21 protein-coding genes and 1 pseudogene are annotated in these 21203 nt (G+C 67.3%); 16 read left to right on the top strand and 6 right to left on the bottom strand.

The window, feature by feature from the left end; genetic code table 11:
* Positions 1 to 8 precede the first annotated feature (8 nt).
* Positions 9 to 863, top strand: coding sequence for an HpcH/HpaI aldolase/citrate lyase family protein (locus G205_RS09805; RefSeq protein WP_009357865.1), 855 nt, complete (start codon positions 9 to 11; stop codon positions 861 to 863).
* A 13-nt stretch (positions 864 to 876) separates the two neighbouring features.
* Here the strand turns inward: G205_RS09805 and G205_RS09800 are convergent, their stop codons facing one another.
* Positions 877 to 2334, bottom strand: a complete 1458-nt coding sequence (locus G205_RS09800; protein ID WP_009357864.1) for a lipase maturation factor family protein — start codon at positions 2332 to 2334, stop codon at positions 877 to 879.
* 58 nt (positions 2335 to 2392) lie between these two features.
* On the opposite strand from G205_RS09800, the pseudogene dxr reads away from it, so the two are divergent.
* The 8 genes and pseudogenes from dxr to G205_RS09760 all read left to right on the top strand — a co-directional run bounded on the left by dxr (position 2393) and on the right by G205_RS09760 (position 9488).
* Positions 2393 to 3576: pseudogene (gene dxr, locus G205_RS09795) on the top strand (1-deoxy-D-xylulose-5-phosphate reductoisomerase).
* Positions 3577 to 3594: 18 nt separating this feature from the next.
* On the top strand, positions 3595 to 4926 hold the full coding sequence (locus tag G205_RS09790) for a M50 family metallopeptidase (protein ID WP_009357863.1): 1332 nt from the start codon (positions 3595 to 3597) through the stop codon (positions 4924 to 4926).
* Positions 4927 to 5007: 81 nt separating this feature from the next.
* Complete coding sequence (locus tag G205_RS09785) at positions 5008 to 5715, top strand: hypothetical protein (RefSeq protein WP_009357862.1); 708 nt, start codon at positions 5008 to 5010, stop codon at positions 5713 to 5715.
* Complete coding sequence (locus G205_RS09780; protein ID WP_009357861.1) at positions 5712 to 6239, top strand: hypothetical protein; 528 nt, start codon at positions 5712 to 5714, stop codon at positions 6237 to 6239. The genes G205_RS09785 and G205_RS09780 overlap by 4 nt, the downstream gene beginning before the upstream one ends.
* 109 nt (positions 6240 to 6348) lie before the next feature.
* Entirely contained in the window at positions 6349 to 6642 is a 294-nt protein-coding gene (locus G205_RS09775; RefSeq protein WP_009357860.1) for a YciI family protein, read from the top strand.
* A gap of 33 nt (positions 6643 to 6675) precedes the next feature.
* Entirely contained in the window at positions 6676 to 7842 is a 1167-nt protein-coding gene (gene ispG, locus G205_RS09770) for a flavodoxin-dependent (E)-4-hydroxy-3-methylbut-2-enyl-diphosphate synthase (protein ID WP_009357859.1), read from the top strand.
* Positions 7805 to 8695 (top strand): GNAT family N-acetyltransferase, encoded by an 891-nt coding sequence (locus G205_RS09765; protein ID WP_035752646.1) that lies wholly within the window; start codon positions 7805 to 7807, stop codon positions 8693 to 8695. Before ispG ends, G205_RS09765 begins: the two co-directional genes overlap by 38 nt.
* 28 nt (positions 8696 to 8723) lie before the next feature.
* Entirely contained in the window at positions 8724 to 9488 is a 765-nt protein-coding gene (locus tag G205_RS09760) for a hypothetical protein (RefSeq protein WP_235046849.1), read from the top strand.
* Here the strand turns inward: G205_RS09760 and G205_RS09755 are convergent.
* From G205_RS09755 to G205_RS09745, 3 genes are read right to left on the bottom strand one after another with little or no spacing between them, the layout of a single operon-like run.
* Positions 9465 to 10070 (bottom strand): TetR/AcrR family transcriptional regulator, encoded by a 606-nt coding sequence (locus G205_RS09755; protein ID WP_035752660.1) that lies wholly within the window; start codon positions 10068 to 10070, stop codon positions 9465 to 9467. The genes G205_RS09760 and G205_RS09755 overlap by 24 nt on opposite strands.
* 23 nt (positions 10071 to 10093) lie before the next feature.
* Positions 10094 to 10837: an ABC transporter permease gene (locus G205_RS09750; protein ID WP_035752658.1), complete on the bottom strand. Its 744-nt coding sequence runs from the start codon at positions 10835 to 10837 to the stop codon at positions 10094 to 10096.
* An 11-nt stretch (positions 10838 to 10848) separates the two neighbouring features.
* The gene (locus G205_RS09745; protein ID WP_083875036.1) at positions 10849 to 11679 is read right to left on the bottom strand and encodes an ABC transporter ATP-binding protein; all 831 of its coding nucleotides are present in this window, start codon (positions 11677 to 11679) and stop codon (positions 10849 to 10851) included.
* Between the two features lie 429 nt (positions 11680 to 12108).
* On the opposite strand from G205_RS09745, the gene G205_RS09740 reads away from it, so the two are divergent.
* The 3 genes from G205_RS09740 (at position 12109) to G205_RS09730 (ending at position 16182) form a co-directional block, all read left to right on the top strand.
* Entirely contained in the window at positions 12109 to 13920 is a 1812-nt protein-coding gene (locus G205_RS09740) for a proline--tRNA ligase (protein WP_009357853.1), read from the top strand.
* A gap of 9 nt (positions 13921 to 13929) precedes the next feature.
* Positions 13930 to 14724 carry a sulfite exporter TauE/SafE family protein gene (locus tag G205_RS09735; RefSeq protein ID WP_009357852.1) on the top strand — a complete coding sequence of 265 codons (795 nt, stop codon included), beginning with the start codon at positions 13930 to 13932 and terminating at the stop codon, positions 14722 to 14724.
* A gap of 66 nt (positions 14725 to 14790) precedes the next feature.
* A complete protein-coding gene (locus G205_RS09730; protein WP_009357851.1) occupies positions 14791 to 16182 on the top strand; it encodes a pyridoxal phosphate-dependent decarboxylase family protein in 1392 nt (463 codons plus the stop codon).
* Positions 16183 to 16184: 2 nt separating this feature from the next.
* On the opposite strand, the gene G205_RS09725 is transcribed toward G205_RS09730, so the two are convergent.
* Together G205_RS09725 and G205_RS09720 are read right to left on the bottom strand one after the other, a co-directional pair.
* On the bottom strand, positions 16185 to 17225 hold the full coding sequence (locus G205_RS09725) for an aminoglycoside phosphotransferase family protein (RefSeq protein ID WP_009357850.1): 1041 nt from the start codon (positions 17223 to 17225) through the stop codon (positions 16185 to 16187).
* A 70-nt stretch (positions 17226 to 17295) separates the two neighbouring features.
* Complete coding sequence (locus G205_RS09720) at positions 17296 to 18459, bottom strand: ferritin-like domain-containing protein (RefSeq protein ID WP_009357849.1); 1164 nt, start codon at positions 18457 to 18459, stop codon at positions 17296 to 17298.
* Between the two features lie 106 nt (positions 18460 to 18565).
* On the opposite strand from G205_RS09720, the gene G205_RS09715 reads away from it, so the two are divergent.
* The 4 genes from G205_RS09715 to G205_RS09705 all read left to right on the top strand — a co-directional run.
* A complete protein-coding gene (locus G205_RS09715; protein WP_009357848.1) occupies positions 18566 to 19183 on the top strand; it encodes a ribosome maturation factor RimP in 618 nt (205 codons plus the stop codon).
* Positions 19183 to 20163: a transcription termination factor NusA gene (gene nusA / locus G205_RS09710; protein ID WP_009357847.1), complete on the top strand. Its 981-nt coding sequence runs from the start codon at positions 19183 to 19185 to the stop codon at positions 20161 to 20163. The genes G205_RS09715 and nusA overlap by 1 nt, the downstream gene beginning before the upstream one ends.
* A gap of 163 nt (positions 20164 to 20326) precedes the next feature.
* On the top strand, positions 20327 to 20716 hold the full coding sequence (locus tag G205_RS21075; protein ID WP_009357846.1) for a YlxR family protein: 390 nt from the start codon (positions 20327 to 20329) through the stop codon (positions 20714 to 20716).
* A gap of 124 nt (positions 20717 to 20840) precedes the next feature.
* Positions 20841 to 21203, top strand: a 363-nt coding sequence (locus tag G205_RS09705; protein ID WP_009357845.1) for a translation initiation factor IF-2 N-terminal domain-containing protein, incomplete at its 3' end; no start/stop codon positions are given.

Here is a 21203-nt window from a genome sequence, read left to right as displayed (position 1 = left end):
ATGTCTCTATGACCTTTGTGATGGGACCCGCCCTGCTCTTCTGCCCCGCTGACCGGCCCGAACGCTACCAGAAGGCCGCCACCCGGGCCGACGCCGTCATCCTGGACCTCGAGGATGCCGTGGCCCCGGCAGACAAGCAGCGGGCCCGCGGCGCCATCCTCGCCCAGGTGGGGGCCACCGGCGACGAACCGGAACTGGATCCGAGCCGGACGATCGTCCGCGTGAACCCCGCAGGGACCGAGGAATTCGAAAAGGACCTCCACTGCCTGGCCCACACCCCGTACCGGACCGTCATGCTGGCCAAGGCCGAAAGCGCCGGACAGCTGGAGGCGCTGGGCGACTACCAGGTCATCGCGCTGTGCGAGACAGCCGCGGGCGTCCTGAACGCCCCCGCCATTGCCGCCGCGCCCAATGTGGTGGCACTGATGTGGGGGGCCGAGGACCTGCTGGCAACCCTGGGCGGAACCTCCAGCAGGAAGGACGACGGCGGCTACCGGGCAGTGGCGCTGCACGCACGGTCATCGGTGCTGCTGGCCGCCCGGGCGTTCGGCAAGGAAGCCGTGGATGCGGTCTACGTGAACATCCCGGACCTGGCCGGGCTGGCCGCGGAAGCCGCCGACGCCGTGGCGTCGGGTTTCAGTTCGAAGGCCTGCATCCATCCCAGCCAGGCCGCCGTGGTCCGCGGTGCGTATGCCCCCTCCGAAGCTGAGGTCACAGAAGCCGCAGCCCTGCTGCAGGCCGCCCGTGCCGCCGGCTCCGGGGTCTTCCAATACAACGGAAAGATGATCGACGGCCCCATCCTCAAACACGCCGAAGCAGTTATCCGCCGCGCCGGGCGGCACCCGGCGCAGCCCGGCGCATAACTGCCGCGCATCCTTATCGCTGCCGTCCCGGCGTGTGCCGCAGCGATACGGGCCCGATCGGTTCGTACAGCAGCGTCCGCACCCAGCGGTTCCCGGTCTCGCGGAACTCCCGCCGGGTGGCGAAACGGTAGTGGTAGCTGCGGACGCGCACCCAGCGCGGCGCCCCGCCGTCGAACGGATCATGGCGCAGGAGCCGCAGCGTCCGCCGGTCCGCCTCCAGCAGCTTGCCAAGGAACGCGTAGAACCACTCCTCATGCACGGTGCGCAGCGGCAGGAACCACATCAGCCAGTCCAGCCGGAGGTGGTAGGGCGCCCACTGCCGCGGTATCCGCCGCAGGTCCCCGGGCTTGCCCTTGAACCCGTACTCGCGCCAGGAGGAATCGTCCGGCTCCTCGTCCAGGGTCCCCTCCACCACGATTTCGATCCGCTTCTTGGTGACAGAGCCGAACGCGCCGTAGGTGTTAACCAGCTGCCACCGGTTGAAGCTGGCATTCATCAGCTGCCGGCTGGAGAACAGGTTCCGCAGCGGCCAGTAACTGAGCACCACGAGCAGCGCCGTCGCCGCGAGGGTGATGGCCAGCCACCAGGGCGGTGTCTCCTGCGTCCCGCCATGCCAGTCCAGGGGAATTGCGGGGATGACGGCGTGCGCCACGGGGTCGCTCACCGCTGCGAAGGCAAGGATGATCGCAATCCAGTTCAGCCAGGCGAAGTTTCCGCTGGCCACCAGCCACAGCTGGGTGGCAATGATGATGCCCGCCGCCACGCTGGCCACGGGCTGCGGCGCGAACAGGAAGAACGGGACCACCAGCTGGGCGAAGTGGTTGCCCAGCACTTCCACCCTGTGCAGGGGCTTGGGCAACAGGTGCGCCTGCCGGCTGAGCGGGCCGGGCATGGGCTGCGTCTCGTGGTGGTAGTACAGCGCCGTCAGGTCCCGCCACTCCCGGCCGCCCCTGATCTTGATCATCCCGGCGCCGAACTCCAGCCGGAACACCAGCCAGGCAACCAGGATCAGGATGGTGCGGGGCGGGTCCGTCTGGTTGGAGCCCAGGAATGCCACGGTGAAGCCGGCTTCCAGGAGCAGCATTTCCCAGCCGAAGCCGTAGAACGTCTGGCCGACGTTGACGATCGACATGTACAGCAGCCAGAGGGCCAGGAAGGCAATGAGCGGCACCCACGGCGGTCCGAGCTGCGGAATCCCCGCCACCAGCAGTGCGGATACCACCAGCCCCGCGGCGCAGACGGCCCGCAGCAGCCGGTCGGAATACCGCCAGCGGAACAGCGTGGGCCGGCGCATCCTGCTGAACGCGCCGACGTATACCGGGACCGGCAGGAGCCCGCGTTCGCCCAGCAGCGCAGGGAACTGGTTGAGCGAGGACAGGAACGCCACGAAGAAGAGCGCGGCGACGCCCCGCTGCAGCACCTGCCGGGCGAACTCGTATTCCGGCGCATCGAACCATGACAGCCAGTCCACGGGATCCACGTTACGCCGGGCCGTCAGCAGGTCAAGGATGGTGCGGGATACTTAAGCAATGCAGCCACGCAGAGTCGTCCTCCTCGGATCCACCGGTTCCATCGGCACCCAGGCGATTGACGTCGTCGACGGCGCCCCGCATCTTTTCGAGGTCGTGGCACTCAGCGCCGGCGGCGGCAACCTTGAACTCCTGGCCAGGCAGGCGGTGCACACCGGTGCTTCCGCGGTTGGCATCGCGGGGGGTGATCCCCGGCACCTGGAATCGCTGATCGCCGGTGCCGCGGCCGCCGCCGGAAAACCCGGCTACCGGCCGGAAATCGTTGCCGGCCCCGATGCCTCCACCCGGATCGCCGAAATCGAGGCGGACGTGGTGCTCAACGGCATCACCGGGTCCATCGGGCTGGCCCCCACCCTGGCGGCACTGAAATCAGGTGCCACCCTGGCGCTTGCCAACAAGGAATCGCTCATCGTGGGCGGAGAACTCGTCAAGGCGGCGGCGCGGGAAGGCCAGATCGTGCCCGTCGACTCAGAGCACTCCGCCATCGCCCAGTGCCTGCGCTCCGGATCCGCCGGGGAAGTGGAGAAACTGATCCTCACCGCCTCGGGCGGGCCTTTCCGGGGCAGGAGCCGCGAAGACCTTCACGGTGTCACCCCGCAGGAAGCCCTGGCACACCCCACCTGGGACATGGGCGTCATGGTCACCACCAACTCGGCCACGCTGGTGAACAAGGGCCTGGAGGTCATCGAGGCGCACCTGCTGTTCGATGTTCCGCTGGACCGGATCGACGTGGTGGTCCACCCGCAGTCCGTGGTGCACTCCATGGTCCAGTTCATTGACGGCTCCGTCATCGCGCAGGCGTCACCGCCGGACATGCGCCTGCCCATCGCGCTCGGGCTGGGCTGGCCGGACAGGGTGCCCAAGGCCGCCGCCGCCTGTGACTGGACCAACCCTGTCACCTGGACCTTCGAGCCCCTCGACGCAGCGGCGTTCCCGGCCGTCAACCTCGCCAAGGACGCCGCCCGGCAGGGGAGCACCTACCTGCGGTCTTCAATGCCGCGAACGAGGAAGCCGTGACGGCCTTCCACGCCGGCCGCATCCGCTTCACGGACATCGTGGATACGGTGGAGAGTGTCCTCAGCGAACATTCAGGTTCTTCCCGGCTGACGCTGGAATCAGTGCTGGATGCTGAAGGGTGGGCACGGTCCCGTGCGCACGAACGTTTAGCAGTCAGCAGTCTCTAGGAAGCAGCAGCACCCTCCATGACCCCCGTTCTTCTTTTCGTCCTCGGCGTTGTCTTCGTGGCGATCGGCATCGCTGCCTCCATCGCGCTTCATGAAGTGGGCCACCTGGTACCGGCCAAGCTCTTCAAGGTGCGGGTCACCAAGTACATGATCGGCTTCGGCCCCACGCTGTGGTCCCGGCGGAAAGGCGAGACGGAGTACGGGATCAAGGCCATCCCGCTGGGCGGCTACGTGTCCATGATCGGCATGTACCCGCCCAATAAAGAGGATGGCTCCGTCCGCCCCTCCAGCACCGGAATGTTCCAGACGCTCGCAACGGAAGCACGCTCCCTGGCGCACGAGGAAGTTGGCCCGGGCGACGGGAACCGGGTCTTCTACCGGCTTCCGGTGTGGAAGAAGATCATCGTCATGCTTGGCGGGCCGGCCATGAACATGGTCCTTGGCCTGATCCTCACCGCTGTCCTGCTCATGGGCTTCGGCATGGCAACGGCCACCACCACCATCTCGGACGTATCCAAATGCCAGGTGGCAGAGGGCGAAACGGTGGACCCGGATTCTGCTGACTGCCGGCTGACACCGGCCGCCGCGGCGGGCCTTCAGCCCAACGACACCGTCACCTCCTTCGACGGCAAGGCGGTCACCAGCTGGGACCAGTTGACTGAATGGATCCGCGCCTCCGCCGGCCGGGAAGTGGACATCACCGTGGAGCGGGACGGCGCCTCCGTTTCCACCACCGTTACGCCGGTCCTGTCCGCCCGGCCCATCATCGGCGCCGACGGCAGGCAGGCAACGGACGACGCCGGCACCCTCCTCTACCAGGACGTAGGCTTCCTGGGCATTGGCGCGCAGACGGAACTGGTGCCGCAGCCGGCGTCGTCCGTCCTTCCGATGGCGGGGGAGAACATCCGCCAGGTGGCCGGCGTCATCTTCAACCTGCCGGCCAGGGTGGTGGGCGTGGCGAAGGCGGCGTTCAGCGAGGAACCGCGGGACCCCAATGGGCCCATCAGCGTGGTGGGCGTGGGCAGGGTTGCCGGCGAAGTGGCCGCGATGGAAGAGATACCCGTTCAGTCGCGGGTGGCCACCCTGATCGGCCTGCTGGCCGGACTCAACTTCGCGCTGGCCGTTTTCAACCTGGTCCCGCTCCTGCCGCTCGATGGCGGCCATGTTGCAGGAGCGCTCTATGAAGGTGCCCGGCGCCAAGTGGCAAGACTGTTTGGCCGGCCGGATCCGGGGGCATTCGATATCGCGAAACTGCTTCCCGTCACGTACGTGGTCGCCGCCCTGCTCATGGGAATGAGCGCACTGCTGATCTACGCCGACATCGTCAAGCCCGTGAACCTCTTCGGCTGACCTATCAGCCGTTTCCGGCTGATTTCAGATAATCAGCTAATTTCGATTGATTGGCAGCGATCAGCCGTTTACGGTTGAACCATGTACGTCCTCACGATTGACCAGCGTGGCAGCACCTCGGACGTGGACCGTGTGCCGGAGCTCATCTCCGACCTGGCAAGGCTCACGTCCGCCACCTTTGAACGCTCCGTAGGTGACGAACTCCAGGGCGTGCTGGACTCCGCCGGGCAGGTGGTGGATGCAGCACTGCACGCGCTGCGCGGCGGGCACTGGTACGTGGGGATCGGACTGGGAGTTGTGCAGCTTGCCCCTGGCGCCAGTCCGCGCGAGGGCTCCGGCAGCGCCTTTGTGGCGGCGCGCAAAGCTGTGGAACTGGCAAAGGGCGCGGCCGGCCAGGTTCCGCTGTCAGTGGTGGCCGGCACGATGGGCGGTGATACCCGGACCCCGGCCCAGGAAGGGGACATGGCCAGCGCACATGCCCAGGCGGTGCTTCGCCTGATTGGACGCCTCGTGCAGCAGCGGACCCCGGCCCAGTGGCGCGTCGTAGACCGGCTGCGCGCCCTGGAGAGCGGGGCCGGCCGGCATGGGGGCCAGAAACAAGTCGCAGGGGAGCTGGGAATTACGGAGCAATCGGTGAGCCGTGCCGTGCTGAGGTCCGGCTGGCAGGAAGAACGGGCTGCCAGGCCGGCAGCAGCCATGCTCCTTGACCATGCCCACGCCCTGGTGGCTGCCGGCGCCCGTGCCCAAGGCACCCGCACTGAACGTGCCCAGACCGAAGGAGACCGGTGACCGCATTCTGGATAGCTGCCGCCCTGCTGCTGGCCGGGTTTGGCGGGTGGCCTGTCACGGCGCTCGTCTTCAAGCTCGCCCGCACCATCGACGACAAGGCCGATGCCGCGAAGGCGGCGGAACAGGCGCGCAGGACGGCCGAGGATCCCGCCGCGGATGTCACGGTGGACCCTGCCGCCGGCCACCGGCCGGACACGGCCCACCAGAATGTGGACGGTGAACTCACCGCGGACCCCGGCCGGCCGGCGTCGGGCGCTTCGCCTGCCGAACCGGCGGTCCCCAGCCAGCGGATCCTGCGCGGCGGGGCCATCATCGGCATCCTGGAGCGGCTGGGCGTCTGCCTTGCGATCCTCACCGGCCAGCCGGTCGCCATTGCCTACATCGTGGCCATCAAGGGCCTTGGCAGGTTTGCCGAGCTGAAGGAGACGCCGGTAGCGGCCGAGCGCTTCATCATAGGCACCCTGGCATCCATGCTCTGGGCCGCAGGCATCGCCGCTGTCACCAAGGTCCTGTTCCTTACCTAGCATCCCGCTGCCTTGGCGTCCCGCCGCCCGTCCGCCGTCCACCCGTCCTCCCGCAGCCGGACAGCTTCCGGGATGGGTGGTAGGGCAGGCATGGCGATAGGGTAGCGGTATGACAGTTTTTGCCGTTGAGTACGTTTACGCCGCCGATTCCACCGAAGCCCGGAACGAGGCACGGCCCGCCCACCGCGAATGGACCGGCACCCTTGCCCAGGACGGAGCAATCCTGGCCAGCGGACCCTACGGTGACGGCGCAGGCGCGCTCCTGATCTTCAAGGCAACGGACGAAGCCGCGCTCAACTCGATCCTGAAGCAGGACCCGTTCGCTGCTGCCGGAGTCATCGCCGGAATCCGCATCACTGAATGGTCTCCCGTCACCGGCATGCTCGCCGGGCTCACTGCCTAAGCCGTTTCCACTTTTCACCTTTTAGGAGTCCACGTGACCTCGGTCAGCCTGGGAATGCCGTCCGCCCCGCCACCCGTCCTTGCCCCCCGCCGCAAGACGCGCCAGATCAAAGTCGGTTCCGTCGGAGTTGGCTCCGACTATCCCATCAGCGTGCAGTCCATGACCACCACGCCCACCACTGACATCAACGCAACCCTGCAGCAGATCGCTGAGCTGACCGCATCAGGGTGCGACATTGTGCGTGTTGCCTGCCCCTCCGCAGACGACGCCGAGGCGCTGCCGATCATCGCCCGGAAGTCCCAGATCCCGGTCATTGCAGACATCCACTTCCAGCCGAAATACGTGTTTGCCGCCATTGAGGCCGGCTGCGCCGCCGTCCGCGTGAACCCCGGCAATATCCGGAAGTTCGATGACCAGGTCAAGGAAATCGCCGCTGCCGCGCGGGACCACGGCACGTCCATCCGCATCGGCGTGAACGCCGGTTCGCTGGAGCCCGGGATCCTCAAGAAGTACGGCAAGGCCACCCCCGAGGCCCTGGTGGAGTCCGCCGTCTGGGAGGCGTCCCTGTTCGAGGAGCATGGTTTCCACGACTTCAAGATCTCGGTCAAGCACAATGACCCCGTCATCATGGTGGCGGCCTACGAGATGCTGGCGGAGAAAGGCGACTGGCCCCTGCACCTCGGCGTCACCGAGGCCGGCCCGGCGTTCCAGGGAACCATCAAGTCGGCCACGGCCTTCGGCGCGCTCCTGTCCAGGGGCATCGGCGACACCATCCGGGTTTCCCTTTCGGCCCCGCCGGTGGAGGAAATCAAGGTTGGAAACCAGATCCTGCAGTCCCTCAACCTGCGTCCCCGCAAGCTCGAAATCGTCTCCTGCCCCTCCTGCGGCCGCGCCCAGGTGGATGTGTACACCCTTGCCGAGCAGGTCACTGCCGGGCTGGAAGGAATGGAGATCCCGCTCCGGGTGGCCGTGATGGGCTGCGTGGTGAACGGGCCGGGCGAGGCGCGCGAAGCCGACCTGGGTGTTGCATCCGGCAACGGCAAGGGCCAGATTTTTGTGAAGGGCGAAGTCATCAAGACTGTCCCCGAGAGCGCGATTGTTGAGACACTGATCGAAGAGGCCATGCGTATCGCGGAAGAGATGGGGGAGGCCGATGGCGAAGATGCTGTCAAGGGTAGCCCCGTGGTTAGCGTCTCATAGGGACATTCCTGATCCGCCCGGGCTCTCCGTCCGTACATTGGACGGCCAGGACACGGCGGCGCTGAAGTCGCTTGCGCAGCAGGACCCGGTGGCCAATGTGTTCATCCTTGCCCATTTGCGGGCTGTCGGCACAGCGGCGCCCACCAGCGGGGGCGCCGGGATTATCGGAGTTTTCGACGACGGCGTGCTGGTGGGTGCCTGCTGGGCGGGCGCCAATTTGGTGCCGGTCCAGCTGGACCCCGCATTGGCCGGGGCAGTCGCCGGCGCAGCAAACAGGTCCGGGCGCCGCTACGCCTCCGCTTTCGGGCCGGCACCTGCCGTGCTGGCCATCTACGCCGAGCTCCTGGAGCTGGGGCACCGGGCCCACGAGGTCCGTGAGGACCAGCCCCTGATGATCATCGACGGGCCGCCGTCCGTGGAACCAAACCCCGGGCTCGGGCTGGGGAGCCTCGCGGACTTCGACCGGATCCTTCCTGCCTGCGCCGCCATGTTCGAGGAGGAGGTGGGGTACTCGCCCTACCTCGGCGGCCGGGAGTTCTACAGCCGCCGCGTGGAGGGCCTCATCCGGCAGGGCCATTCCCTGGTACACCTCAACGAGGCCCAGGAGGTGGTGTTCAAGGCCGAACTCGGGGCGGTCACCTCCGAGGTCACCCAGGTTCAGGGTGTCTGGATGAATCCGCTCTTCCGCGGGAAGGGGCTCAGTTCCGGCTACATGTCTGCGGTGGTGGAGCATGCCCAAAAGGTGGCACCCATCACCAGCCTGTACGTCAACGGCTTCAACGTCCGGGCGCGCTCAACCTACGAACGCGTCGGTTTCCGGCAGGTAGGAACGTTCGCTACAGTTCTCTTTTAGCTGGCCATCGCCTGCTTGAATCTGAATATTGGGGGAAAAATTGAAGACGTCCGTGCTGGGAACCCTCGCGGCCACCGCGTTGCTCGCCATGACAATCACTGCCTGCGGCGGTACGTCCGCCCCGGCCACCGGCTCCCAAGCCGCCACGGGCGCCCCGGCGGCAACCACAGCCTCCGCCCCCACCCCAACACCAACCCCCACCCCGAAGGCCTACACGGCTGAGGAACTGTCCGCGGTCCTGGCACAGTTGCAGGACTCCAGCGGCCGGAAACTGTCCGTCATGGCCAGCTCCGACCTCGCCGGGAGCATCGAACAGGGCAAAGCCCTCATCGCATCCATGGACGTCCAGCCCGCGGAGTGCAAGGAAATGGCCGCCTCCACCGGAGTACCCGCCCTGGACGGCGTCGTCATGGCAGCGGGCCAGAGCCTGGACGCCGCGGCCGGCTCAATGACCATGCTGACACTCGCGACGGGCCTTGACGAAGCGTTCGTCGCCGGAACCGCCGCGCAGGAGCAGCAGCTCGCGGCCTGTTCCGCCATGACCATGACCGTGTCCGGCGTTACGGCGGACGTCACGCTGACGCCGCTGGACGCAGTGGGCACCATTCCGGGCACTCTGGCCTTCCGCACGGACACATTCCTGTCGGACGGCCAGGTGCAGTCCGTGATCACCGCCCAGGCACTGCAGCAGGGCGTGTTGTTCACAGCTGTCGCCGCCGGCGGCGAGAGCGAGGCGGAAGCTGTAGCCCGCACCGGTGCGCTCCTGGACTCAGCGGCGGCCCTGCTCAAATAGGTCGCCGGTGAGATACCGCTGCACGTTCGGGGCGGCCAGCCGGACCACCTCGTCCTGCCCGGCAGACGCCAGAGGCTCCAGCCGGACCACGTAGCGGACCATCATCAGTCCCACCATCTGGCTTGCCACCAGGTCTCCGCGCAGTGCCACCTCCGCAGGCTGCCCCGGTACGCCGGCCATGATGCGGCTGATGATGGTCCGGCCCACCATCTCCCGCAGGAGTGCCGTCTTCGCACGGGATCCGAGTGTCCCGCGCAGGAACGCCACCAGGCTCGCCTGTGCGGGGCTTTCCCACAGGTGCAGGACGGTACGCACGAGCAGCTCGGCCCGCTGGCCAGGGTCCGTATCCGCCACTCCGCGAAGCACCTCCTCCGGATCGGCCGGCAGCTCCACGCTCAGGGCAAAAAGTTCGTCCTTGCCCTTGAAGAAGTGGTGGATCATGGCCGGGTCGACACCTGCCGCACGGGCAACCTGGCGGAGGCTTGTCCCCTCGAAGCCATGTTCGGCGAACAACCGCCGGGCGGCGTCGAGAATGTTCTCACGGGATACGGCGGCGCCGCGCCGACGTCCCCGCCTGGCCATGGCGCCGCCTTGTCCGGTGGACGTCACGCGCTGCGCCTTCGCAGGGTCAATGCTGCGAGCACCAGCACCGCCAGGACAATGGCGGCCATGATGCCGGCATCCTGCCAGAGTTGTTCGGTGGCCTCCGGATGGGCGGCGATTTCCTGCAGGGCGTCTACGGAGAACGTCAGGGGAAGTACATTGGACACTGATTCCAGGACGTCATTCATCCGGTCCCGGGGCACGAACAGTCCGCAAAGCAGGATCTGGGGGACCACGACCACCGGCATGAACTGCACTGCCTGGAACTCGGTCCTGGCGAAGGCCGAACACAGTAGCCCCAGCGCCACGCCCAGCACGGCGTTGATCACGGCGATCATGACCACGTAGCCCGTCGGGCCTTCGATGTCCAGGTTGAAAATCCAGTAGGCCACGGCGGTCGCCACCATTGATTGCAGGGCCGCCATGATGGAAAACGCCAGGCCGTAGCCGAAGAGCAGGTCGGCTTTGTGCACCGGTGTTGTGAGCAGCCGTTCAAGCGTTCCGGAAGTCCGTTCCCGGAGCATCGTGATGGAGGTGACCAGGAACATCACCACGAATGGGAAGATCGCCAGCATCATGAGGCCCACCCGGTCGAAGGTGCGCGGCATTCCCGGCGGAAGCACCTCATTTTCGAAAAGGTAGTAGACCGCCGTGAGCAGAAGCGCCGGAACCACCAGAATGAGGGCGATGCTCCGCCGGTCATGGCGCAGCTGGTCCAAAACGCGGCCCGCGGTGGCCAACATCATCCTGGCATCCATTACCGTGCACTCCTGTCATTTCCAGCGCCGCGGAGCCCCTGGTGCCTGCCCGGGTCCCCAGGCGGCGGCTGGTCCCCGTTGCCGCCACCTGATTCGCGAATGATGGACAGGAATGCCTGCTCCAGGTCACTGCTGTGACCCCGCCTGCCCAGCTCCTCCGGAGTCAGCTGCGCCAACAGCAGGCCCTCGCGAAGAAGCAGCAGCATGTGGCAGTGGCTGGCCTCTTCCATGACGTGGCTTGACACCAGGAGGGTGGTTCCAGCCTCCGCCATGGACCGGAACCTGCTCCAGAGGTCCGCACGGAGCACCGGGTCCAGTCCCACGGTGGGCTCGTCCAGCACCAGCAGCCTGGGGCGCGCCACCAGGGCGCACGCCAGTGAGGCGCGGCTGAGCTGGCCTCCGGAGAGGCTTGCCGTCTTCTGGCGGGCCTCCCGTTCAAGTCCGACGGCGGCGATTGCCTCTGCCGCGTCGGCCTTGCCTTTCCGGTGCATGGCACCGAAGTACCGGACGTTGGCTTCCACCGTAAGGTCCGGATACACGCTCGGCGACTGGGTCACGTAACCCACCCGGTGCCGCAGTATGGGATTGCCCGCTGGCATCCCCAGGACCTGCACTGTCCCGGACGCGACAATCTGGGCCCCCACAATGGCGCGCATAAGAGTTGTCTTGCCGCTGCCGGATGGTCCCAGTAGCCCAGTGATCCGGCCTGCAGGCACGGTGAAATCCAATCCCCGGAGGACCTGCAGCCGGCCCCGTGAGACCATCAGCCCTGAGGCGGCCACGGCCGCGGAAGAGTCCGGAAGTTGTGGTCGGGTTGCCGCGTGGGACATGGCCGCCTCCGCCGTCGTACGGGCTGCCCGGACCTTGCTGGACCGGGGAATTCACCACCTGATGAATTAAAGCTAGGTACCGCAGCGCTGCCGGTCAATGGGGCCGGTGCCGAAAAAATACTTGTCAACGTGCGCGCCATCACATAGGTTCGATCTAGCTGCGCTGGAGTGGTTTGGGCGGTCTCACCAGTCCTCACCAGTACTTGGGCGATAACGGCGTTGAGCCACGCCCGGATGCGATGACCAGCCTCAACTGGGGGGCCAGGGGCTTTGTTATTCCGGGCGTGGCTCTACTGTGTCCGGCGCCGGATGTGTCCTGCCGGTGCCGGCCGCAGTCGGGACCGGGCGCCGGGTGCCGGTAGATTAGTACCCAGACGAAAATTGTCCGGCCCTGCTGATCCAGCACTTCTCCAGAAACGGATACCACCCGTGGTCCTAAGACTGTCCCAGCTTTTCCTGCGCACCCTGCGTGAAGATCCCGTCGACGCCGAGGTCGCCAGCCACAAGCTCCTGGTCCGCGCGGGATACATCCGCCGCGCAGCCCCGGGCATCTACACCTGGCTTCCGCTGGGTCTCAGCGTCCTGCGCAAGGTCGAGGACATCATCCGCGAAGAAATGGCGGCCATTGGAGCCCAGGAAGTCCACTTCCCGGCGCTGCTGCCCCGTGAGCCCTATGAGGCAACCAACCGCTGGACCGAATACGGCGAGGGCCTGTTCCGCCTCCAGGACCGCAAGGGCGCTGACTACCTCCTGGCCCCCACGCACGAGGAAATGTTCACGCTGCTGGTCAAGGACCTGTACTCCTCGTACAAGGACCTGCCGCTGAGCCTCTACCAGATCCAGAACAAGTACCGTGACGAGGCCCGTCCCCGGGCGGGCCTGCTGCGCGGGCGCGAGTTCATCATGAAGGACTCCTATTCCTTCGACGTGGACGACGCCGGCCTGGACGCCAGCTACGCCGCGCACCGCTCGGCCTACCTGAAGATCTTTGCCCGGCTTGGCCTGGAGGTTGTCCCCGTCGCGGCCACCGCCGGTGCCATGGGCGGTTCCAAGAGCGAGGAATTCCTGTACCCCACGGAGATCGGCGAGGACACCTTCGTCCGCTCGGCATCCGGGTACGCAGCCAACGTCGAGGCCGTGACCACCGTGGTCCCCGACGAGATCGACTTCAGCGACGCTCCCGCGGCCCAGGTGCTCGACACCCCGGACACCCCCACCATCGAAACCCTGGTGGCGGCATCCAACGAATTGGCCCCTCGCAGCGAGGCCGACGGCGGCGCCTGGACTGCCGCCGACACCCTCAAGAACGTGGTTCTCGCCGTCACGCTGCCCACCGGTGAACGCCAGCTTGTGGTCATCGGCCTGCCGGGTGACCGCGGCGTTGACCTCAAGCGCGTGGAGGCCAACATCGGTTCCTTCCTGCCCATCGCAGGGGAGATCGGACTGGAAGCAGCTAACGACGACGACCTCAAGAAGCAGCCCCTTATCGTCAAGGGCTACCTCGGCCCTGGCCTGACCTTGGACGAACCGCTGCTGGGCAGCGAAAGCTCCACCAAGCTCCTCTACCTGGTGGACCCCCGCGTCGTCAGCGGTACCTCCTGGATCACCGGCGCCAATGAAGCCGGCAAGCACGTCTATGGCCTGGTGGCCGGACGCGACTTCACCTGGGACGGAGTCATCGAGTGCACCGAGGTGCGCGCCGGCGATCCCGCGCCTGACGGCTCCGGCCCCCTGGAAACGGCCCGCGGCATCGAAATGGGCCACATCTTCCAGCTGGGCAGGAAGTACGCCGAGGCCCTGGACCTCAAGGTCCTGGACCAGAACGGCAAGCAGGTCACGGTGACCATGGGCTCCTACGGCGTGGGTGTTACCCGGGCGGTGGCAGCGCTGGCCGAATCCAACCACGACGCCAAGGGCCTGGTCTGGCCCCGTGCCGTTGCGCCTGCGGACATCCACGTGGTGGCCGTCGGCAAGGGTGAGGACATCTTCGCCACTGCTGAACAGCTGTCACTGGACCTTGAGGCAGCAGGCCTGCAGGTCATCTTCGACGACCGCCCCAAGGTATCGCCGGGCGTGAAGTTCGGTGACGCGGAACTGGTGGGCGTCCCCACCATCCTGGCGGTCGGCCGCGGACTGGTGGACGGCGTGGTGGAGATCAAGGACCGCCGCACGGGTGAAGCGGAAAACGTGGCGGTTGATAAGGCCGTTGACTACGTGGTCAACGCCGTCCGCAACAGCTGAACCGCGGCAGTGGAATTTGGGCTTGAATCCCTCCAACTGACAACGCTGCTCCTGCTGGTGCTGGCCGGCTTCGCGGCCGGCTGGGTGGATGCCGTGGTGGGCGGGGGCGGGCTGATCCAGCTCCCCGCCCTCCTGCTGGTTCCCGGCATCACGCCGGTGCAGGCGCTGGCGACCAACAAGCTGGGGTCGATTTTCGGAACGGCCACCAGTGCCACCACGTACTACCGCCGGGTGGGGCCGGACTTGAAGACGGCCCTTCCCATGGCGGTGATCGCCCTGGCGGGAAGTTTCGGCGGGGCAGTGCTCGCGGCCACCTTGCCGGCCAACGTCTTCAAACCCATCATTGTCGCGGCCCTGATCGCCGTCGCCCTCTTCACGGCGCTTAAGCCCGACGTCGGCGACATCACCGCGCTGCGCCATGACGGCCACAAGCACTATGTGGTGGCCTGCCTGATCGGCGCGGTCATCGGCTTTTACGACGGCCTGATCGGACCGGGCACGGGGTCTTTCCTGGTCATCGCGCTGGTCTCGGCCATGGGCTACGCCTTCCTCGAGGCCAGCGCCAAGGCGAAGATCGTGAACATGGCCACCAACGCCGGAGCGCTGCTGTTCTTCATGCCGCACGGTTCCATCCTGTGGGGGCTTGGCCTGCTGCTGGGCGTATCCAACATGGCCGGCGGCTATCTCGGTGCCAGGACCGCCGTCAAGCAGGGGAGCCGGTTTGTGCGCATCGTCTTCCTGGTGGTGGTGGCCTCCCTCATCATCAAACTCGGCTACGACATCTGGCAGGAAAACTTCGCCTGACCGGGCTCGCCCAGGAGTGGTTCCGGGCCCCTCGTGGCAGGGTGTTGCCAGGCGTAGCATGCAGATATGCCCCGGCGTGATGCTGACTACTCCCGTGCACTGGCAAGGGCCGTGCACCACTCCACCGCCTGGCTGCACAGCCTTGCCGACCGCCCGGTGGGCCCCAGCCGCACGGCGCACGACCTTGGTGCCGCCTTCGGGGGCCCCTTGCCGCGGCAGGGAATGCCGGCCGAAGAAGTGATTGATTTCCTTGCCCGGAACGCAGAACCGGGGCTGATGGCCATGCCCTCCGGACGGTTCTTCGGCTGGGTCATCGGCGGCACACTGCCCGCAGCACTTGCCTCGGACTGGCTTGTCAGCGCCTGGGACCAGAACGCCTGCTTCCGCTACGCCACCCCCGCCGCCGCGGCAATCGAGGAAAGCGCGGGCGCCTGGCTGCTGGAGTTGCTGGGCCTGCCCCGTGAGTCCGACGTCGGATTCGTCACCGGCGCCACGATGGCGAACTTCACAGGGATGGCGGCCGCCCGGTGGCGGCTCCTCACCGACGCCGGCTGGGACCTGGACCGCGACGGGCTGGCCGGGGCTCCGCGCATCCGCTGCTACGTGGGCCGGGAACGGCATGACACCGTAGATCTCGGGTTGCGCTACCTGGGGCTGGGGCAGCCGACGGCAGTAGCGGCCGACCGCGAGGGACGCTTGATTCCTGCGGCGCTGGATGCGGCGCTGGCTGAAGGCGGGGGACCGGCGCTGGTCTGCCTGCAGGCCGGCAATGTGCACTCCGGCGCCTTCGATCCGTTTCCCGAGGCGATCGCCGTCGCAAGGAAGCACGGAGCCTGGGTCCATGTCGATGGTGCGTTCGGGCTGTGGGCGGCAGCAGCACCCGGACTGCGGCACCTGACCAGCGGATACGGGGAAGCGGACTCCTGGGCGACGGACGCGCACAAGACGTTGAACGTGCCCTACGATTGCGGGATCGCCATCGTCCGGGACGCAGCCGCGCTGCGCTCCGCCATGGGCCTGCACGCGAGCTACCTGGTGCATGACGCTGAAGGGCCCGGCGATCCGTTCGAGAAAGTGCCTGAGCTTTCCCGGCGGGCACGGGGCGTGCCGGTCTGGGCTGCGCTGAAAAGCCTCGGCGGGGATGGTGTGGCAGCGCAGGTTCACGGGTTGGCAGCGGCTGCCTCCGACATCGCGGCCGGGCTGGCCGTGCTTGATGGCGTCGAGGTACTGAACGACGTCGGCTACACGCAGGTGTGCGTGGCCTTCGGCGACGACCACACCACCCGCGCGGTCACGGCCCGCATCATCGATGACGGCAGGGTGTGGATGTCAGGTTCCCGCTGGCACGGCCGGGACATCCTGCGGATCTCGGTCAGTAACTGGCAGACGGCCGGAGAAGACGTCGGCACCGCCGTGGCGGCCGTCGGTTCAGCTTTTGCCGCAGTCCGCAGCGGCTGAGCTCACCTGTTGCCGAATGCCTCGCCCGGTTCCGGGAGTTCCTGCGCCGGCGGCAGGTCCGGCAAAGTCCGGCCAGCCAGCGTACTGGCCACCCAGAGCGAACGGGACAGATCGCCCCGGTGCCCTGGCTTCCCGGCATACTCCAGCGCGTTGGCAACCTCCCGCGCGACGGCCCACTGCCTTGCCACCTCGCCGTCCAATGCCGCCGCAGCGCTGAAATCGCTGCACCGGCGCCGCAGTGCTTCGTCCGCCCCACCGGCCGGCAGTTCGCTGATCCGGTTCCACAGCAGCGGTGCCACGGCATATTCGGGTTCGCCGATCATGGGCTGGGGGTCTATGGCTGCGTAGCCTGCCGCCGTCGGCCGTTCGTCCGTCCTGCCCGGCCTGGCCAGGACGTTGAGGAAATGCAGGTCAGTATGAACCAGGGCATCCCGTCCGGACCGCCGTCCCACCGCACCCCGGGTCTGGCAGACCTCCAGCGCGGCTTCCAGCAGCCAGCGGGGGAACGGGCGGCCCAGCTGCTCCCAGTCGGCAGGCAGGTCATCGCTCCACTGCTCGGCGCGGGCGGCAATGTGGTCGAACTCCCGCCACTGCGGCCGGTGGTCCGGGCTGAGGCTCAGCTGCCGCACCAGCCCGCCCCACACCTCGGCCGCCGCATCAAAGGGCACGGTGGCAAGCGAGCTGCCGGCCTCCAGCCGCTCCAGGAGCATGGCGCACGTGCCCGCATCCGCTTCGAGGAGGGCTACTGCCCCCTGCCCCTGCCACAGCTCCAGCGCGTGCCGCTCGGCCCTGGCTTCATCGTGCGGGAAGGCAATCTTGAGGGCCGCCGGGGAACCATCTGCCTGCCGTACCGGTACCACCACGCCGCCGTGCCCATTCCAGGGGACGCTGCCGGCGGGGAGGTCCGCTTCGAGGCACCATTGCTCCAGCCGGCCCTGGATCAGGTCCGGCAGCGAGGCAAGCCACGCACGTCCGGAACTGCTGCGGCTGTATCGGGCGGTCAGGTCCGGCGGGATGGGTACTACGGCTGCTGGCGGATTCATCAGGTCCAGCCTAGGCGCCCGGGGCGGGACTTCCGGCCCGGACAGGGCGGGGCAGCCGGAAATCCTGTTTCTACTCCGGCAACAGAGGCAGCCGGGTCTCGTCCAGGAGTATTCCGGGAACAGCGCCAGGGTCCCCGCCCCAGTGAACTGTCCGCTCTGCGGCCGCCTGCAGCCCCGCTATAGCCCAGGTGCGGGCGGAGCCGTCCGTCAGTGCCACCACGTCTCCATAGGCGGGAAGGGTTGCAGCCTCCAGTTGCGCCAGGCCGGCGGCGGGGGCAGCGAGAAACCCGGGCTCCAGGACGTAGCCCGGCTCCTGCGGCGGCGGAACGGCGCAGTGCAGGCGGCTGGCGGCTTCGGCATCCTCCACCAGGTCCTGGTGCCGGCGCAGGAATTCCGACGCCGGCCCGGCGGCATCCTCGGGCAGTCGCGCCAGAGCCGCCTGGTAGCCGTAGACCGCCTCCAGCTCAGCGGCGGCCAGGGCCGCCAGGGCGCTGCCCGGCGCCGCCGGCCCCGGAGGTGGAACCTGCTCCCCGGACTGTGCCTTTTCACTGACTGCAGCCTGCCTTGAAGGGACCAAGGGGCAGGCCGAAGGTGATCCTGGTGTTGCAGGTGCAGTGGCGCCCGGATCCGCGGCCGGTGCCGTTGACGCTGCTTCAGAGACATTGGGGGTGCCACCTGGCACAGCCCGGCCTACAGCGGCGACGGCATCGGGGCTGCCGGCTGCCGCGGCGAGCTCTTGGGCGGCCAGGACCTGGGCTGTGCCTGCCCCTGCCAGCAGGCGGGCCATCCCGCCGTCGGCCGGTGCCGCGTCCCGGAGCCGCTCCGTACCGCTGGCGGCCAGGGCTGTGGCCAATCCGGCCGCTGTCATCGAGGCAGGAGCAGGGGTCGTGGGGGTGGCGGTGGCTGGCGACGGGGCGGTCGACGCCGCAGCGGCCTCCGGCAGCAGGAGGGCGCGCGCCTGGATGGTCAGCAAGGTCACAACCCGGTCCAGGCCGGCGGCAGCACCGCCGTCGGCTGTCCCGCCGGCAAGCTGAAGTCCCGCGGCTCGGAGTTCAAGGGCGTCCGCAAGGGCGGCCGCGCGGGCCTGCTCGGTGAACGGGGGAGCGGGCGGTTCCGGCGGATCCGCCGGAACCAGGGCGAATCCCAGGCTCAGGACAAGAAGTGCTGTCAGGGAGAGGACGGCGTACCGGAAATAGCGCATCCGCGGGCGGTTTTCCTGGTTGTCGTCGTTCACAACAGACCATGGTGCCACGGCTGAGGGGGATCGCCGTGCACCGTTCTGCCGGTAAAATAGCTACGCTAGTACACACCACATCATCTATAGGGAGGCGGCCGGCATCGTGAGCAATGCAGAAGCCACGGCTTCACCAGACCACACCGGAACGGGCAGGACTGGGACCGCAGCGGCACACAATCCGGAAGCTGCCCGGCTGAGAGCCCTCCTCGAACCCTCGGTCCTGGCCAACAGGCTGTACCTCGAGGACGTGGAAATCAACGTTGCCGGGTCCCACCGGGTGGTCCACGTTGTGGTGGACCTGCCGCAGGAGGAATCGGGCGGCGTAAGCCTCGACGTCATCGCGGACATTTCCAGGGTTCTCTCCGATGTCCTGGACAACGACCCCGCCACGGACAGCCGCCCGTATGACCTCGAAGTTTCCTCACCCGGCGTCGGACGTCCCCTGACCGAACCCCGCCACTGGCACCGGGCCAGGGGCCGGATGGTCACGGTGAACGTCATCCAGGGCGACAATGTCACGGGCCGTATCCAGTCGGTGGACGACGCCGGCGTGACACTCGTGCCGGAGATCGCCGTCAAGAAGGGCATGAAGCCCAAGCAGGGCGACCCCATCAAACTTCCTTTCGACAGGATCCGCAGCGGAAAAGTCGAGATCGAATTCAGCCACCTCAATGAGGGCGGTCTGGAACCTGAACACAATGGACCTTCTGAGGAGGCCTGATGGATATTGACATGAGCGCACTGAGACTTCTGGAGCGTGAGCGTGAAATCCCGCTGGACCTCCTGATCCCCACCATCGAGCAGGCGCTCCTGGTGGCCTACCACAAGTCTCCCGGCGCCTTCGAAAAGGCCCGTGCCGAGCTGGACCGCAAGAGCGGCCACGTGACCATCTGGGCCGTGGAGATCGACGACGACGGCGCGCCCATCGGCGAGTTCGAGCACACGCCGGAGGGTTTCGGGCGCATCGCCGCCAGCACCGCCCGGCAGATCATCCTCCAGCGCCTGCGCGACGTTGAAGACGACAACGTGCTGGGCGAATTCAAGGGCCGCGAGGGCGAGCTGGTTGCCGGCACCATCCAGCAGGGCAACAACCCGCACATGATCCAGGTCAACCTGGGTTCGGTGGAAGCACTGCTTCCGCCGCCCGAGCAGGTTCCGGGGGAGAAGTACATCCACGGCAACCGGCTCCGTGCCCTGGTCATCGACGTCCACCGCGGCTCCAAGGGCCCGTCCGTCACGCTGTCCCGCTCCCACCCGGGGCTTGTCCGGAAGCTCTTCGAATTGGAAGTTCCGGAGATCGCCGACCGTTCCGTGGAGATCGTGGCACTCGCCCGCGAAGCCGGCCACCGCACCAAGATTGCGGTGAAGGCGAACGCTCCCGGGATCAACGCCAAGGGCGCCTGCATTGGTGAGATGGGTTCCCGGGTCCGCGCCGTCATGAACGAACTCAACGACGAAAAGATCGACATCGTCGACTTCAGCGAGAACCCCGCCACCTTCATCGCCAGCGCCCTGTCGCCGTCGCGTGTGAATTCTGTCACCATCACGGATGAGGCCACCCGGTCAGCGCGCGTGGTGGTCCCCGACTACCAGCTGTCGCTCGCCATCGGCAAGGAGGGCCAGAACGCCCGCCTGGCTGCGAAGCTCACCGGCTGGCGGATCGATATCGTCTCCGACGCCGCAACGGCCAAGGAAAGCTGACCCGCTGTCCGGCCGGATCCTGCCACGCCGGAGCCGGCCGGCGGTTCGGGCGGAAGGCCCCGGAGGGGCTAGAATAGATAGGACCGCGCCTTACGGCCGGTAACCGTGTGCCTTGCGTGTGCCCTTTCCCGGATGGGGAGGAGCCCGCGCGTGGCCTGCAGATATGAACGTCAGGACGATTGCCGTGGCAGAAGTACGTACCAGCGGGAGTCAACCGGAACGCACCTGCATCGGTTGCCGGAAGAAGGGGCCGCGGTCTGAGTTACTCCGGCTCGTCGCCGAAGGCAGCGGATCAACCGCTGTCCTGGTGGATGAACGACGCCGGATGGCTGGCCGGGGTGCATGGCTGCATCCCAGCGAACCGTGCCTGGCTCTGGCAGTAAAGCGGCGAGCGTTCGGACGCGCCCTTCGGGGAGCAACCGGAACCGAAGCGTGGAACGCCGGATCACGTCAGGTGCGATCGTCACAGGCGCCACGGCGGCTGCGACACCAACCGTCCAACCTGAAAGCGGGTCAGAAATCTGATGGAAACCCGATGAGTTCCCAGCGATGAGTGCGTAACGATGACAACTTTGTTGCGCTCTGCAATGGGCCCTTCTGCAGCATTCGCGGCTGGGGCCCGCAGTAAGAAGTAGACGGTTCGTGCCTGGCTCGGTGCGGACCGAGACAGGAGAAATGTGGCCAAGGTCCGCGTACACGAGCTCGCGAAAGAGCTCGGTATTACTTCCAAAGATGCAGTGACAAAACTGCAGGAACTGGGCGAATTCGTTCGCTCCGCCTCATCCACCATTGAGGCCCCCGTCGTGCGCAAGCTGCGCAACGCCTTCCCCGATGCTGCCGCCAAGAGCGCAGCACCCGCAGCTGCCCCCAAGGCACCTGCTCCCGCCGCGGAAGCACGTCCGTCAACCCCGGCTCCGGGCCCGGCAGCTCCCAAAGCTCCCGCACCCAAGGCTCCGGCACCCGCAGCCCCCGGCCAGGCAGCTGCCCCGTCGGCTCCGGCTCCCAGCGGGCCGCCGGCACCTGCCGCCAGCGCTCCGGCT

The organism is Arthrobacter nitrophenolicus, assembly GCF_000332815.1.
Classification (GTDB): Bacteria; Actinomycetota; Actinomycetes; order Actinomycetales; family Micrococcaceae; genus Arthrobacter; species Arthrobacter nitrophenolicus.
Note: the sequence above shows the minus strand (reverse complement) of the source record. Positions and strands in the feature narration are given on the sequence as shown.